The 13,660-nt window shown below is 56.2% G+C and carries 11 protein-coding genes; 8 read left to right on the forward strand and 3 right to left on the reverse strand.

What is annotated here, in order from left to right; translation table 11 throughout:
- Window positions 1-27 precede the first annotated feature (27 nt).
- The 4 genes from odhB to sucD all read left to right on the forward strand — a co-directional run bounded on the left by odhB (window position 28) and on the right by sucD (window position 5,458).
- Window positions 28-1,626: a 2-oxoglutarate dehydrogenase complex dihydrolipoyllysine-residue succinyltransferase gene (gene odhB / locus QT230_RS00500; protein WP_308319540.1), complete on the forward strand. Its 1,599-nt coding sequence runs from the start codon at window positions 28-30 to the stop codon at window positions 1,624-1,626.
- Window positions 1,627-1,800: 174 nt separating this feature from the next.
- A complete protein-coding gene (lpdA, locus tag QT230_RS00505) occupies window positions 1,801-3,240 on the forward strand; it encodes a dihydrolipoyl dehydrogenase (RefSeq protein WP_308319541.1) in 1,440 nt (479 codons plus the stop codon).
- 179 nt (window positions 3,241-3,419) lie between these two features.
- Window positions 3,420-4,586: an ADP-forming succinate--CoA ligase subunit beta gene (gene sucC / locus QT230_RS00510; RefSeq protein ID WP_308319542.1), complete on the forward strand. Its 1,167-nt coding sequence runs from the start codon at window positions 3,420-3,422 to the stop codon at window positions 4,584-4,586.
- The gene (gene sucD / locus QT230_RS00515) at window positions 4,586-5,458 is read left to right on the forward strand and encodes a succinate--CoA ligase subunit alpha (RefSeq protein WP_308319543.1); all 873 of its coding nucleotides are present in this window, start codon (window positions 4,586-4,588) and stop codon (window positions 5,456-5,458) included. Before sucC ends, sucD begins: the two co-directional genes overlap by 1 nt.
- A 75-nt stretch (window positions 5,459-5,533) precedes the next feature.
- Here the strand turns inward: sucD and QT230_RS00520 are convergent, their stop codons facing one another.
- Window positions 5,534-6,559 carry a lysylphosphatidylglycerol synthase transmembrane domain-containing protein gene (locus QT230_RS00520; RefSeq protein ID WP_308319544.1) on the reverse strand — a complete coding sequence of 342 codons (1,026 nt, stop codon included), beginning with the start codon at window positions 6,557-6,559 and terminating at the stop codon, window positions 5,534-5,536.
- On the reverse strand, window positions 6,537-7,655 hold the full coding sequence (locus QT230_RS00525; protein WP_308319545.1) for a glycosyltransferase family 1 protein: 1,119 nt from the start codon (window positions 7,653-7,655) through the stop codon (window positions 6,537-6,539). The genes QT230_RS00520 and QT230_RS00525 overlap by 23 nt, the downstream gene beginning before the upstream one ends.
- A gap of 309 nt (window positions 7,656-7,964) precedes the next feature.
- On the opposite strand from QT230_RS00525, the gene QT230_RS00530 reads away from it, so the two are divergent.
- Complete coding sequence (locus tag QT230_RS00530; protein WP_308319546.1) at window positions 7,965-8,384, forward strand: amidase family protein; 420 nt, start codon at window positions 7,965-7,967, stop codon at window positions 8,382-8,384.
- Window positions 8,385-8,588: 204 nt separating this feature from the next.
- Here the strand turns inward: QT230_RS00530 and QT230_RS00535 are convergent, their stop codons facing one another.
- Window positions 8,589-10,529: an exoribonuclease II gene (locus tag QT230_RS00535; RefSeq protein ID WP_308319547.1), complete on the reverse strand. Its 1,941-nt coding sequence runs from the start codon at window positions 10,527-10,529 to the stop codon at window positions 8,589-8,591.
- A gap of 254 nt (window positions 10,530-10,783) precedes the next feature.
- On the opposite strand from QT230_RS00535, the gene QT230_RS00540 reads away from it, so the two are divergent.
- Genes QT230_RS00540 through QT230_RS00550 form a run of 3 tightly spaced genes read left to right on the forward strand, consistent with a single transcriptional unit; the run spans window position 10,784 to window position 13,649 of the window.
- Entirely contained in the window at window positions 10,784-11,518 is a 735-nt protein-coding gene (locus QT230_RS00540) for a GntR family transcriptional regulator (RefSeq protein ID WP_308319548.1), read from the forward strand.
- 8 nt (window positions 11,519-11,526) lie between these two features.
- Window positions 11,527-12,630 (forward strand): N-acetylglucosamine-6-phosphate deacetylase, encoded by a 1,104-nt coding sequence (nagA, locus tag QT230_RS00545; RefSeq protein ID WP_308319549.1) that lies wholly within the window; start codon window positions 11,527-11,529, stop codon window positions 12,628-12,630.
- On the forward strand, window positions 12,630-13,649 hold the full coding sequence (locus QT230_RS00550; protein ID WP_308319550.1) for an SIS domain-containing protein: 1,020 nt from the start codon (window positions 12,630-12,632) through the stop codon (window positions 13,647-13,649). Before nagA ends, QT230_RS00550 begins: the two co-directional genes overlap by 1 nt.
- The last annotated feature ends 11 nt before the right edge of the window (window positions 13,650-13,660 follow it).

Genomic DNA, 13,660 nt, shown 5'->3' on the forward strand with positions numbered 1-13,660 from the left:
GTATAGAGAACACATAAGGGAAACGACATGGCTACCGAGATCAAAGCGCCAACCTTTCCGGAATCCGTTGCCGAAGGCACAGTGGCGGCGTGGCATAAAAAGCCGGGTGACAGCGTTGAGCGTGACGAACTGATTGTTGAGATTGAAACAGACAAAGTGGTGCTAGAAGTCGTCGCACCGGAAGCGGGTACCCTGACCGACGTGATGGCCGAAGAGGGCGATACCGTTGAGTCTGAGCAGGTGCTGGGCAAAATTGGTGAAGGCAGCGCGTCTGGTGACAGCGGTAAAAAAGAAGAGAAATCTTCTGGTGATGATAGCGCTGAAAAAACCGCCGAGAAATCTGACGACAAGCCGGCTGAAGAGAAGCAAGATAAGCCTGCCAGCGGCGGTGGCAAGCAGCACGACGTGAAAGCCCCCAGCTTCCCGGAGTCGATTCAGGAAGGCACCGTGGCGACATGGCACAAAAAAGTCGGTGAAGCGGTCAAGCGCGATGAAGTGCTGGCTGATATCGAAACTGACAAAGTCGTGCTGGAAGTCGTGGCACCGGCGGATGGTGCCCTGGCTGAAATTAAAGCCGAAGAGGGCAGCCAGGTAGAGTCCGAAGCTATTCTAGCGACCTTCACCGAAGGTGCTGGTGGCGACAGCAGTGGTAGCGATAGCGGCGGTGATTCAGCGTCCGCTAAAGCAGACAGCAGCGATGACGATGGCGCCGACGAGAAAGTGGGGGACAAGATCCTCGCCCCGGCTGCACGTAAAATGGTGGCTGAGCATGACCTGGACGTTGCCAAGATTGAGGGCACCGGCAAAGGTGGTCGCATCTTGAAAGAAGACGTTCAAAAAGCGGTTAAAGATGGCTCTGCCAAGAAAACCGCGAAAGCGGCTGCCGCACCGGCGAAATCAGCCGCTGCACCGGCTGCCGAAGGTGAGCGCGTCGAGAAGCGCGTGCCCATGAGCCGCCTGCGTCAAACCATCGCCAAGCGCTTGGTGCAGGCGCAGCAAACTGCGGCGATGCTGACTACGTACAACGAAGTGGACATGACCGAGATCATGGCTCTGCGTGCGCAGTACAAAGAGACCTTCTTAAAAGCTCACGATATCAAGCTGGGCTTTATGGGCTTCTTCGTCAAAGCGGCTTCAGAAGCGCTCAAGCGTTATCCGGATGTGAACGCCTCTATCGACGGCACCGACATCGTCTATCACGGGTATCAGGATATCGGCGTTGCCGTTTCCACCGACCGCGGTTTGGTTGTACCGGTACTGCGTGATACCGACAGCATGAAAATTGCTGACGTCGAGCGCACGATTGTTGATTTTGGTAAGCGTGGTCGTGACGGTAAGCTGGGCATGGACGACATGATCGGTGGCACCTTTACCATCACCAATGGCGGCACCTTTGGTTCATTGATGTCGACCCCAATCATCAACCCGCCGCAAACCGCCATTCTGGGCATGCACAAAATCCAGGATCGTCCGATGGCAGTGAACGGCAAGGTCGAAATTCGCCCGATGATGTATCTGGCGCTCTCCTATGACCACCGTATGATCGACGGCAAAGACGCCGTTCAATTCTTGGTCACCTTGAAAGAATTGCTGGAAGACCCGGCACGCCTGTTGCTGGATATCTAAAAAAGCGTAAGCGTCACCGTTATTGAGATAGTTGTTGAGATAGTTGTTGAGATAGTTGTTGAGATAGCGATTAACGGCGCTAATGCTTAACCAGGATTTATCTGCAATCGTACACAGCCTCTCACCCAGTTTTAGTTAGTAACGGGGGGAGGCTAGCAAGCTAAAGGAGCCAACATGGCTGATAAGTTTGATGTGATCGTTATCGGTGCCGGCCCTGGTGGTTACGTCGCCGCCATTCGCGCTGCACAGATGGGCCTAAAAACGGCCTGTGTCGAAAAATGGATAGGTAAAGAAGGCAACGTTGTTCACGGCGGTACCTGCTTGAACGTAGGTTGTATCCCGTCTAAAGCGTTGCTTGAAGCGTCGCATAAGTTCGTTGAAGCCAAGCACGATTTCGATGAGATGGGCATCCAGGCTGGTGACGTCTCCATGGACGTTACCAAGATGATGGCGCGCAAGGACAAGATCGTTAAGAACTTGACTGGCGGTATCTCTGGCTTGTTCAAAGCCAACGGCGTAACGGCGCTTGAAGGTACCGGTAAAGTAGTGTCTGGCAAGCAGGTTGAGGTCACCGACCGCGACGGCAATGCCACCACCTATGACGCCGATAACATCGTTATCGCCGCGGGTTCTGTGCCGGTTGAAATTCCACCGACCCCGCTAGTTGAAGGTTTGGTTGTTGACTCTACCGGTGCGCTGGAATTTACCGAGACACCGAAGCGTTTGGGCGTAATCGGTGCTGGTATCATCGGTCTTGAGTTGGGCAGCGTATGGAATCGCCTGGGCTCAGAGGTCACCGTGCTTGAAGCGATGGACTCCTTCCTGCCGATGGTGGATACCACTGTCGCCAAAGAGACGCAGAAACTGCTCAAGAAGCAGGGCCTGGACATCAAGCTTGGTGCGCGCGTGATCGGTTCTGAAGTCAAAGGCGAAGAAGTCGTCGTCAAGTATAGCGATGCCAACGGCGACCAAGAGATGATCTTTGATAAGCTCATCGTTTGTGTTGGCCGTCGCCCCTACACCAAAGGCGTCATTGCCGATGGGGTTAGCGTTGAGCTGGATGAGCGTGGTTTTATTTTTGTCGACGACCAGTGCCGTACTAACGTGCCAGGCGTTTATGCCATCGGTGACTGTGTACGCGGCCCGATGCTGGCGCATAAAGCCTCTGAAGAAGGCATTATGGTGGCCGACATCATCGCTGGCCATAAAGCCGAGATGAACTACGATACTATCCCCAGCGTTATCTACACCTTCCCGGAAGTGGCGTGGGTTGGTATGACCGAGCAAGACGCTAAGGCGAAAGGCATCGAAGTCAAAACCGGCACCTTCCCGTTTGCAGCCAGCGGTCGCGCGATGGCTAATAACGCCACCGAAGGCAGTGCCAAAATCATCGCCGATGCGGAAACTGACCGTATCCTCGGTATGCACATTGTGGGTCAACACGCTGGCGAGATGATCGCCCAGGGCGTGATTGCCATGGAATTCGGCTCTAGTGCCGAAGACTTGGCATTGACCTGCTACGCGCACCCGACCATGTCGGAAGCTGTTCATGAAGCAGCGCTTGCGGTAGAAGGCCATGCGATTCATATGGCTAATCGTAAGAAGCGTAAGTAATTCAGTCAGCAACAACGAAGCGCCACCTTTTAAAGGTGGCGCAAACTTTCGGCTTTGTCTTAATCCACAAAGATCGAGAGAACGGGGGTGGCCAGCTCTTTTAAGACCGTTCTTGTAAGACGGTCCTTAAAAGAAAACTGATCACCGTTCGAGTCACATGCAACCAATGGCATGAATCGATGAATCTTCACGAGTATCAAGGTAAACAGCTGTTTGCCGACTATGGTCTACCAGTGTCAAAAGGCTTTGCAGTCGACACGCCCGAAGAAGCCGAAGAGGCTTGTAAAAAAATCGGCGGTGACATGTGGGTGGTTAAAGCCCAGGTGCACGCTGGTGGTCGTGGTAAAGCGGGTGGCGTTAAGCTGATTAAAGACCCGGCTGAAGCCAAAGCCTTTGCTGAGCAGTGGCTGGGCAAGAACCTGGTGACTTTCCAGACTGATGAGAAAGGTCAACCGGTTGCCAAGATTCTGGTAGAAACCTGCACCGACATCGCAGACGAGCTATATCTCGGCGCGGTGGTTGATCGCACTAGCCGTCGCGTGGTCTTTATGGCCTCCACCGAAGGCGGTGTAGAGATTGAGAAAGTTGCCGAAGAAACACCTGAAAAAATTCTCAAAGCTGAAATCGATCCGCTGGTTGGCGCACAGCCTTACCAAGCGCGTGAACTGGCATTTGCTCTGGGCCTGAAAGGCGACCAGATCAAGCAGTTCACCAAGATCTTCCTAGGTTTGTCTCAGCTGTTTCACGACAAAGATCTGGCGCTGTTAGAAATTAACCCGCTGGTTGTAACCGATGAAGGCAATCTGCACTGCCTCGACGCCAAATTGGGTCTAGACAGCAACGCGTTGTACCGTCACCCCGACCTGCAAGCCATGCGCGACCCGTCTCAAGAAGACCAGCGCGAAGCTGATGCGGCGAAGTGGGAACTTAACTATGTCGCGCTTGATGGCAACATCGGCTGCATGGTTAACGGCGCAGGTTTGGCCATGGGTACCATGGACATCGTCAACCTGAGCGGCGGCAAGCCCGCTAACTTCTTGGATGTTGGCGGCGGCGCCACCAAGGAGCGCGTGGCAGAAGCGTTCAAAATCATCCTCTCTGACGACAATGTTAAAGCCGTACTGGTTAACATCTTCGGCGGCATCGTACGTTGCGACATGATTGCTGAAGGCATTATCGGTGCCGTTGAGCAAGTGGGTGTCAACGTACCCGTTGTCGTACGTCTGGAAGGTAACAACGCCGAGCTAGGCACTGAAAAATTAGCGTCTAGCGGTTTGAACATCATCGCGGCTACCAGTCTGACCGACGCGGCTCAGCAGGTCGTTAAAGCGGCGGAGGGCAAGTAATGAGCATCCTGATCGATAAGAACACCAAGGTCATCTGCCAGGGCTTTACCGGTGGCCAGGGCACGTTCCACTCCGAGCAGGCGATTGCCTACGGTACGCAAATGGTCGGCGGTGTTACGCCGGGTAAAGGCGGCCAAGAGCACCTCGGTCTGCCCGTTTTCAACACCGTGAAAGAAGCGGTCGAGAAAACCGGCGCGGAAGCCAGCGTTATCTACGTACCGGCACCGTTCTGTAAAGACTCAATCCTTGAAGCAGCTAATGCTGGTATCAAGCTGATTGTGTGCATCACTGAAGGCATCGCCACGCTAGATATGCTCGAAGCCAAAGTGAAGTGCGACGAGCTGGGTGTACGCCTGATTGGCCCGAACTGCCCAGGTGTTATCACCCCGGGTGAATGCAAAATCGGCATCATGCCGGGTCACATTCACCAGCCGGGCCGCGTCGGTATCGTATCTCGTTCGGGTACCTTGACCTACGAAGCCGTTAAGCAGACCACTGATCACGGCTTTGGTCAGTCTACCTGTGTCGGCATCGGCGGTGATCCGATTCCGGGCTCTAACTTCATCGACATCCTTGAGATGTTCGAGAAAGACCCGAAAACCGAAGCCATCGTCATGATCGGTGAAATCGGTGGTACGGCGGAAGAAGAAGCCGCGGCTTACATCAAAGCCAACGTTTCCAAGCCCGTGGTTTCCTACATTGCCGGTGTGACTGCCCCTCCTGGCAAGCGTATGGGCCACGCTGGTGCCATCATCTCTGGCGGTAAAGGTACTGCTGACGAGAAGTTTGCGGCCCTTGAAGACGCCGGTGTTAAAACCGTGCGTTCTTTGGCTGAAATCGGCGATGCGCTGAAAGCAGTCACTGGCTGGTAAGTCACGGACGTTTAGCTGCACGCTATAAGGGCGCCCCTCGGGGCGCCCTTATTCATTCCTGCTCATTAAATGTTGCTATGGGGTCGGTGAACGGCGCAGCATTCGGTAGCTATATAAAATAAACAGAGGCGCGCCTGCCGCTAGATACAGATGATAGCTCACCAACCGCCACACCAGTACCGCTGCTGCGGCCTGCTCGCGTTCCATCAGCGGCAGCAAGAGAGTTCCCACACCCACCTCTGCAGCACCCGCGCCGCCGGGCAGAAAGCTAAACTGACTGGCCGCCATGGCCAGCATTTGAGTTAAAAACGTCCACATCCAATCAGCGTGCCCGCCCACTCCCAGTACCGCCAAATAGAGCAAGCTATAGCGCATCAACCAGTGCGCCGTGGTCAGCAGTAGCATCGCGAATAGCGTGGAGCGTGGTAGCTCAAGCGTCACCTTTAACGCATGCCGACAGCGTAAAAGACGCCGTGCCAGCCAGCGTCGCCGATAGCGGCTTGGCCATGGCGTATTCATGCCGGGCGAGCGCAGTAGGGTGGGCAAATAGCGCATTACCACAATCACCAGTGTTGCCATAAAGGCTAAACCGACCAGCGCCCATTGCACCAACGATTGATGTGGCCATTGGGTGTCGCTGAGCAGCGAAAACAGCACCAGGCCGCTCAGCATCGCCAGGAAGAACAGTAGGTCACAGCCTTGGTCTATCAGAAACATCGCCGCGCCTTTGGCGGGCGGAAAACCGCGCTGGGCAAGCAGCATCAGTAGGGTGATTGGGCCACCGCTACCGCCTGGGGTGGCGCAAAGCGCGAACTTAGACGCTAGTTCAATGCCCAGTGCCCCGCCCTGGCCGAGCCTGCCTGCCCGACCACCCAGCATCAAACGTAGCCTCGCCGCATTCAGGTTCCAGCATACAAATGCCATCACCAGCATTAATGACAGCAACCCAGGCGGGAAGTGTTTGACGTGCTGCAGTGCCTCAGTGCCACCCAGCCAGGCGGTGAGTACCAGCGGTGCAATCAGCGCCAAGGCAATCATTACGCCGTGGATGGGTCGCCACTTGAGTAGCTGGCGACGATTAGTGGTGTTGGTTGAGTGCATACGGTTGGCTGTCGTGGCAAAGGTGCTGATAGTGCTCAAGCAGTGAATGCATAACGCCATCCCAGTTGAAATGGCGCTCCACATGGCGGCGGGCATAGTGACCGCTGGCAGCAATATCATTACTGAACAGCGCCATACACGCCTCTGCCATAGCAACAGGGTCAAGCGGTTTGCATAAAATGCCCGCGCCCAGCGGCACGTTTTCTGCCAGCGCGCCTGCATTTGCTGCTATTACCGGAAGGCCACTGGCCATGGCTTCCTGGGCAATTAAACCGAAGGTTTCACGGGTGCCTGCGTGCAGCAGCGCATCGCTACTGGCGAGGGCTTTGGCCACCTCGTGAACGCCACAACAGCGATCGACAATGGTGACATTGCTGGGTACCTGGTGCGGCATACCGGGGCCCATTAGCAGCAAATGGTAATGGCTGCCCAGCTGACGCATCGTCGCCAGCAGCACATCGATATTTTTCTCGCGGGAGTTACGCCCCACAAAGATCAGCAGCTTTTTGTCGTTGGGTATGCCCATGGTTTGGCGAAAAGCAGGGTCTCGCTGCTGGGGATGAAATTGCGTCAAATCGACGCCCAGCGGTTGAACGCGAACGTTATCGACGCCCCATTCCTTTAGCCGATTAGCCATGGCGTTACAGGGTGCCAGTACGCTATCAAACTGGCGATAAAGGTCTGTGACATAGCGGGTTAAGCGCTTCTCAACGTAGCGCCCAAAGCGGTCTCCCATCAAACGTGGGAGGTCCGAGTGGTAAAAACCCACCACCGGAACGCCAAGGCGCTGACCCGCGGCCAGCGCTGCCCATGCCGTTACATACGGGTCGCCGGCCTCAATAAGATCAGGCTTTAGATCAACTAAGGTATCGCGCCAGGGCGAACGACGTAGCGGAAACCGGTAGCCCTGGCCCAGGGGGAGGTGTAGAGCCGGTAAGGTGTGATGGTCGCCCAAACTATCGCGCTCCGATCCCGGCACCAGTAGGCTGGTACGCAGCTGTGGAATGCGCGAAAAAACGCGATGCTTGGCCTGTAAATAAGTGCGCACACCGCCGCTGGCGGGGGCATGAAACATCGTCACATCGGCAATGTGCAAGCTAACCTCCAACCCTACAAAGTGTCATCGTTTCACCATAAAGGAGAAATAAGTCAGTTCGACGACACTGGGAAGGATGCGTTGGCGCTGCTGCTTTTATATTGACACCTGCATTAATGACGGTGTGATGGGTCTTAACATTACAGTTGCGTTGAAAGACCTAGCTGCCACGGACGAAGTTCTGCGCTTTTTCTTTCAGTACCGGCAGACTATTAGATAACTGCGAGCAGAATTAAAAGCGCAAAGCTTGCCTGGGTCACAGTTAAACGCCGCCTTGGTGACGCTTTTAGAGCAGCAAGGGGGCTGATAATGGGCAAAACGGTATCCACCGAATTTGCCTACTTTGCACCGGGCAAAACACGTAACCCTCACGACCCTACTCGCACGCCGGGCGGTTCATCAAGCGGCTCGGCGGCGGCTGTCGCGGCCGGTATGGTGCCACTGGCATTTGGCACCCAAACGGCGGGCAGCATAATCCGGTCCGCCAGCTATTGTGGCGTGTTTGGCTTTAAGCCCACCTTCGGCACGCTCAGTTGCGATGGCGTTAAACCCTTTTCAGCGTCACTGGATACTTTGGGTTGGTTTACCCGCTATATCGAGGATATTTGTGCGACGTTCTCCGCTCTCACCCAAGCCCCCACTATTGATACGCTGGATACCCTTAAGGGAGTTCGCGTTGGCGTTCGCAGCCTGCCGATAGATGAGCCGTTGACGCCGGATGTTGAGTAGGCGTTAGCCACTGCACAGGCACGCTTTGAGCAGGCGGGGGCGGAGGTAGTCAGTAGGGGGGCAGATAATCGCCGACCGCTGGCAGGATGAAGAGCTTTTGCAAATTGCGCGTACGTTAACGAAGGTTGGTTAACAATCCCAAGTGATAGAAACAACAACGGCGCCTTAAGGCGCCGTTGTTGATTGCAAGCCAACGAGTGCAGTTTAGGTGACTGGCTTAGCCACCAGCGAGCGGGTCTCTTCGCGCGCTTCCGTCAGCACTACGCGTAGCGGATCGCCCAGCTTATAACGCTCTTCGCCTTCGATCTGAATACGGCCCTCTTTATCGTCAATGACCACTTTACTGCGATCACTGTGCATCAAAGGCGCGGGTACAAACGCCGTCGCGCCATTTTCCAGCAGTCGAACGCGCATACCGCCACGGTTGATGGCCATGATTTCGGCCTCAAAGGTGTCCTGGTTCTGCGCGGAGGGCGTTAAGTAACGCACGTAGAGCCAGTCTTTCACATCGCGCTCGGCCATACGGTTCAAGCGGCGACGCTCGGTCAACTGCTCGGTAAGCTGCTGGGTGGCTTCGGCTGGTGCCTGCTCGCCTTTCAACACGCGCTTGATCAAGCGGTGATTGACCATATCGCCATACTTACGAATCGGCGACGTCCAGGTGGCATAGGCAGCCAAGCCTAAACCAAAATGCGGGCCGGGTTGGGCCGACATACTGGTGAAGCCCTGGAAACGGCGTAGGCGCGCATCCAGCCAGGCGTCATCGCGGCTTTCCAGCGCACGCTTCAGCTCTGTGTAGCGGGCAAGTTCGGTCAATGCTTCGCGCTCGACCACGATCTCCTGACCTGCCAGAAACTCTTGAGCAGCTTCGGCTTTCTCCGGCTCAAAGGCGCGGTGCACGTTAAAGATACCGTGGCCGATATGCTGGGCCAGGAAATCCGCGCAGCAGGCGTTGGCCACAATCATCGACTCTTCGATCATGCGGTTGGCAATGCGACGCTCTTCGGTGCGCACCGCCAATACGTTACCGGCGGGATCAAGGTCAAACACGTAGTCGGGGCGGTCTTTAAACACCAGCGCGTGTTCGTTACGCCAGGCGGTACGCGCCTCGGTCAAATCGCGCAGAGCGGTGAGCTGCTCGGCGATCTCATCCGCGGGTGCCCAGTCGCCTTGACCCTCGATCCAGTCGGAGACGCTGTCATAGGCGAGTTTGGCGTGGGATTTAACGTTGGCAGCAAAAAAGCGGTAATCGCCCAGGCTGCCGTCGGCATTGATATCCAGCGTACAGGCCAGCGCGGGGCGCTCTTTGCCTTCCCACAGCGAGCAGAGATCATCCGCTAACTGCTCCGGCAGCATGGTGACGTTCTGGCCCGGCAGGTAAACGGTAAAGGCGCGGGTACGGGCTTCTAAATCCGCCGCATGGCCCTCTGCCACGTAAGCCGTGGGATCGGCAATCGCTACGCTTAACCGCCAGCCGCCTTCAGAACGGGTCGCGACGTGCAGCGCATCGTCCATATCGCGGGTCTTCTCACCATCGATGGTGAAGAAGGGCGTTGCGGTTAAATCTTCGCGCGTCAGGCCTTCATCCATCAGCGGCCAGTCGGTGCCCGCATCGGGGCACTCTTGCTCCAGCGCATGACGGGCAAGCGTGACGCGCCACGGCACCGCTGGATCATCGCTCTTGGCGACCAGCTCATCAATCTGGGCAAAGAACGCGCGGTCATCGGCTTTTAGCGGATGGCGCACCAGGCGGGCAACGACCCAATCGCCGTCAGCAATGCTGTCTTCATCAAGGCTGTTCTTAATCCGCGCCTTAATAACATTTTTAATCGATGGGTGGTCAGGCACCACGGCCAGACGGCCTTCGCGCTTCTGCACCCGGGAGACAAACCGATCCAGCCCTGCTTCAATCAGCTTTTCCGGCTCAATGGATTTTTTGTCACCGTTCTCGTGAATCACGCCTTCCACGCGATCACCATGAATCACTTGCTTCATAGCGGGCGGCGGCACGAAATAGGATTCACCGTCGTCGGTTTCGAGAAAACCGAAACCTTTGTCGGTAGCTTTGATCACCCCTTCAGCACGGGGGGTGGTTTGACGAATCTGTTGCTTGAGCGACGCAAGCACGGAATTGTTTTGCAGCATGAGGTCAATCAGTTGGCGAAGGATAGGATGCCACTATACGGATTACCGCGGGCTGCGCCAATTGTCGCCATGGGAAGTTCTCTTTGATCTCAATTTATCAATAACCTACATCCCCTCTGCCAGTCGTGTCATCTCCTTATTAAATGAAGAAAGTGTCCCTACCAAACATGTTCGTGGATTATTGGTGCTTGAATGGTATTAATTATTGACTATATTGGTATCTAATTGGTCTTGTTTGTCTTCAGGAGAGATCCATGGATTCACGCTTTACCCAGCTGCGCCTTGACCCTAAGGGCGCGACCCCTCTTTACCAACAGTTGGCCCGCCAGTTGGAGCATGCCATTGAGACTGGCACTTGGGAGAGCGGGGAGGCGTTGCCTTCAGAGCGTAACTTGGCCGATACCCTCAATGTCTCGCGTATTACCGCGCGTAAGGCTTTGGACTGTCTGGCAGAGCTGGGGCTTATTCGTCGTAGTCGCGGTTCCGGAACGTTCATTACGCCGCGTCTCAATCAGTCGTTAACCCGGTTGGTGAGTTTCACAGAGCTGCTTACTCAGCGTGGTTTTAAGCCAAGTTCTCAATGGTTAGAGCGCAGGCTTGCAAATCCCAATGCGGAAGAGAGCATGCGTCTTGGCCTGGGTGCTGATGCCCAGGTTTCGCGCCTGAAGCGCTTACGCTTGGCCGATGATGTGGTGATGGCGGTAGAAGATAGCTGTCTACCTGTCTCGGTGCTGCCCGATCCTCAGTCAGTAGAAACGTCTCTCTATGCGGTACTGGAGTCCAGCGGTAAATCAGTGACTCGAGCGCTGCAGCACGTCACAGCCATCAATGCGGACGCAGAGCTAGCGGCACTCGCTGAGGTAGCCGAGGGGCAGGCGCTGCTTAAGATTACTCGACTAGGTTACCTGGCCAATGGCACGCCAGCAGAGCTCACGGTGACTTACTGCCGCACCGATTACTACGACTTTATGGTCGAGCTGACTCGCTAGGAGACGTTATGCAATTCGGTAATATTTATACCCCCAGGGGCTGGCGATTGGGAGGAATTCACTGGGAGGAGGGGCGTATCAGTCGTATTAGCGGCGATCCGGTAGATCCCGACACCAATGAACATCCTCGCGTACTGCCCGGCTTTATCGATTTACATGTGCATGGTGGTGGCGGTGCAGATGTCATGGAGGGAGGCGAAGCGCTAGCTATCTTGGCTCGCACCCATGTGCGCTTTGGCACCACGCGGCTGCTAGCGACTACCATGACGGCGCCAGATGCCCATATCCGGCGGACACTGCGCGAAGTCGCTGCTTATATGGAAGCACCAGAACCCCAAGCTGCCAAGGTGTTGGGCGTGCATTTGGAGGGGCCCTACATTAACCCAGGTAAGCTGGGTGCCCAGCCAGCCTATGCAAGAATTGGAATAACAGAGGAGTTGGACGAACTCTGCGCGCTGGCACCAATTCGCTTGATCACTCTGGCCCCAGAGTTATCTGGCCACTTGGCGTTGATTCACCACCTTAGCGAGCGCGGTGTACGGGTGCAGTTGGGTCACACATTGGGCAGCTACGAGGAAGGCGTCGAGGCTCTGGCCCACGGTGCTAGTGGTTTCGCTCATTTGTTCAATGCCATGACTGGCCTGCATCACCGCAAACCTGGCATGGTGGGCGCGGCGTTGGCTCATGCCCAGTACGCCGAATTGATCCCCGACCTGTTACATGTCCACCCTGGTGCCATCCGCACTGCCTTACGTTGCATCCCCTATCTCTATGCGGTCACCGACTCGACGGCTGCCGCGGGTATGCCTGACGGCGACTATCGGCTGGGGGAGCACACCGTCACTAAGTGCCTAGGCGGCGTGCGGTTAGCCGACGGCACTCTGGCAGGTAGTACGCTAACGATGGACCAGGCGCTGCGCAATCTGGTCTCCCTAGGGCTCTCTCTTGCCGAGGCCTCTGATCGCCTCTCTCGCTACCCGGCGGATTTCCTGGGTATTAGCGATATTGGTCGTCTTCAGGAAGGCGCCTCAGCTGATCTGGTTGTTCTTGATCCTCAGCTTCAACTCCAAGCGGTCTTCGTCGAAGGCCGCGCCATTCAAGGAGATGCCTGATGTCCCAGATGCTCTTGGAAGCCCGCAATGCGCCGGAGCGTATTCGTGGCCAGTTGCAGCGTAACGCCCCCATCCTGGCCGCGTTGGGCGAGCAACTACGCCAGACACCGCCTTCAGCTGTAGTGACGGTGGCCCGGGGCAGTTCCGATCATGCTGCCAGCTACTTTGCCTATCTTTGCATGCAGCAACGGGGAATTCCGGTGGCCTCGTTGCCGCCCTCCCTGACCACATTGAGCAAGGCGCCTTGGCGCGTTCGCGGCCAATTGGCCCTAGCGGTCTCTCAGTCGGGGCAGAGTCCTGACCTGATCGCCACTCAGCAAGCACTGGCGGCCGCTGGCGCTCAAACACTAGCGCTGATTAATACGCCACAGTCACCTCTGGGCGCGGCTAGCGACAATGAGGTTCCGCTCTATGCAGGCGAAGAAAAAAGTGTGGCGGCCACTAAAAGTTATCTGACCACGCTCTCCGCCATGGCCCAATTGATTGGCCACTGGAATGAAGATCGCCGCTTGCTGGGTGCCTTGGAGGAACTGCCAGGACGTTTAGAACGCGCTTTGGATCAAGACTGGACCCCGGCCATTGAGGCCTTGCAGGGGGCTGATCGACTGATGGTCATTGGTCGCGGTTCAGGCTTGGCGGTGGCCCAGGAAGCGGCGCTCAAGTTCAAGGAGACCTGCGCTATTCAGGCCGAATCCTTTAGCGGCGCCGAAGTGCACCACGGCCCCATGGCACTGATTGGCCCCGACTATCCAGTGCTGATATTTGCGCCTCCAGGGCCAGAGCAGGCTGGGTTGCTGGCGTTAGCCAAGTGGCTTGAAAGCGTTGGTGCTCGCGTTCTGCTAGCCGCCGATGAGGACGTCTCTGAGCGCCAATTAACGGTGGTGGAGGCAGGCCACGAGGCCCTGCAGCCGCTATCTGTCATCCAAAGCTTCTACATCATGGTGGCCGGCTTAGCGGCGGCCAGAGGCAGTGACCCGGATCGCCCTCAGCACCTAAATAAGGTCACCTGCACTCTATAAAGACAAATAAA

Origin of the sequence: Halomonas sp. SpR8 (genome assembly GCF_031010195.1) — a bacterium.
Classification (GTDB): Bacteria; Pseudomonadota; Gammaproteobacteria; order Pseudomonadales; family Halomonadaceae; genus Vreelandella.

What these genes read in the sequence shown, in the direction of transcription:
- odhB (WP_308319540.1), top strand. Translation starts at nt 28, where the DNA reads ATGGCTACCGAGATCAAAGCGCCAACCTTTCCGGAATCCGTTGCCGAA.
- lpdA (WP_308319541.1), top strand. Translation starts at nt 1,801, where the DNA reads ATGGCTGATAAGTTTGATGTGATCGTTATCGGTGCCGGCCCTGGTGGT.
- sucC (WP_308319542.1), top strand. Translation starts at nt 3,420, where the DNA reads ATGAATCTTCACGAGTATCAAGGTAAACAGCTGTTTGCCGACTATGGT.
- sucD (WP_308319543.1), top strand. Translation starts at nt 4,586, where the DNA reads ATGAGCATCCTGATCGATAAGAACACCAAGGTCATCTGCCAGGGCTTT.
- QT230_RS00520 (WP_308319544.1), bottom strand. Translation starts at nt 6,559, where the DNA reads ATGCACTCAACCAACACCACTAATCGTCGCCAGCTACTCAAGTGGCGA.
- QT230_RS00530 (WP_308319546.1), top strand. Translation starts at nt 7,965, where the DNA reads ATGGGCAAAACGGTATCCACCGAATTTGCCTACTTTGCACCGGGCAAA.
- QT230_RS00535 (WP_308319547.1), bottom strand. Translation starts at nt 10,529, where the DNA reads ATGCTGCAAAACAATTCCGTGCTTGCGTCGCTCAAGCAACAGATTCGT.
- QT230_RS00540 (WP_308319548.1), top strand. Translation starts at nt 10,784, where the DNA reads ATGGATTCACGCTTTACCCAGCTGCGCCTTGACCCTAAGGGCGCGACC.
- nagA (WP_308319549.1), top strand. Translation starts at nt 11,527, where the DNA reads ATGCAATTCGGTAATATTTATACCCCCAGGGGCTGGCGATTGGGAGGA.
- QT230_RS00550 (WP_308319550.1), top strand. Translation starts at nt 12,630, where the DNA reads ATGTCCCAGATGCTCTTGGAAGCCCGCAATGCGCCGGAGCGTATTCGT.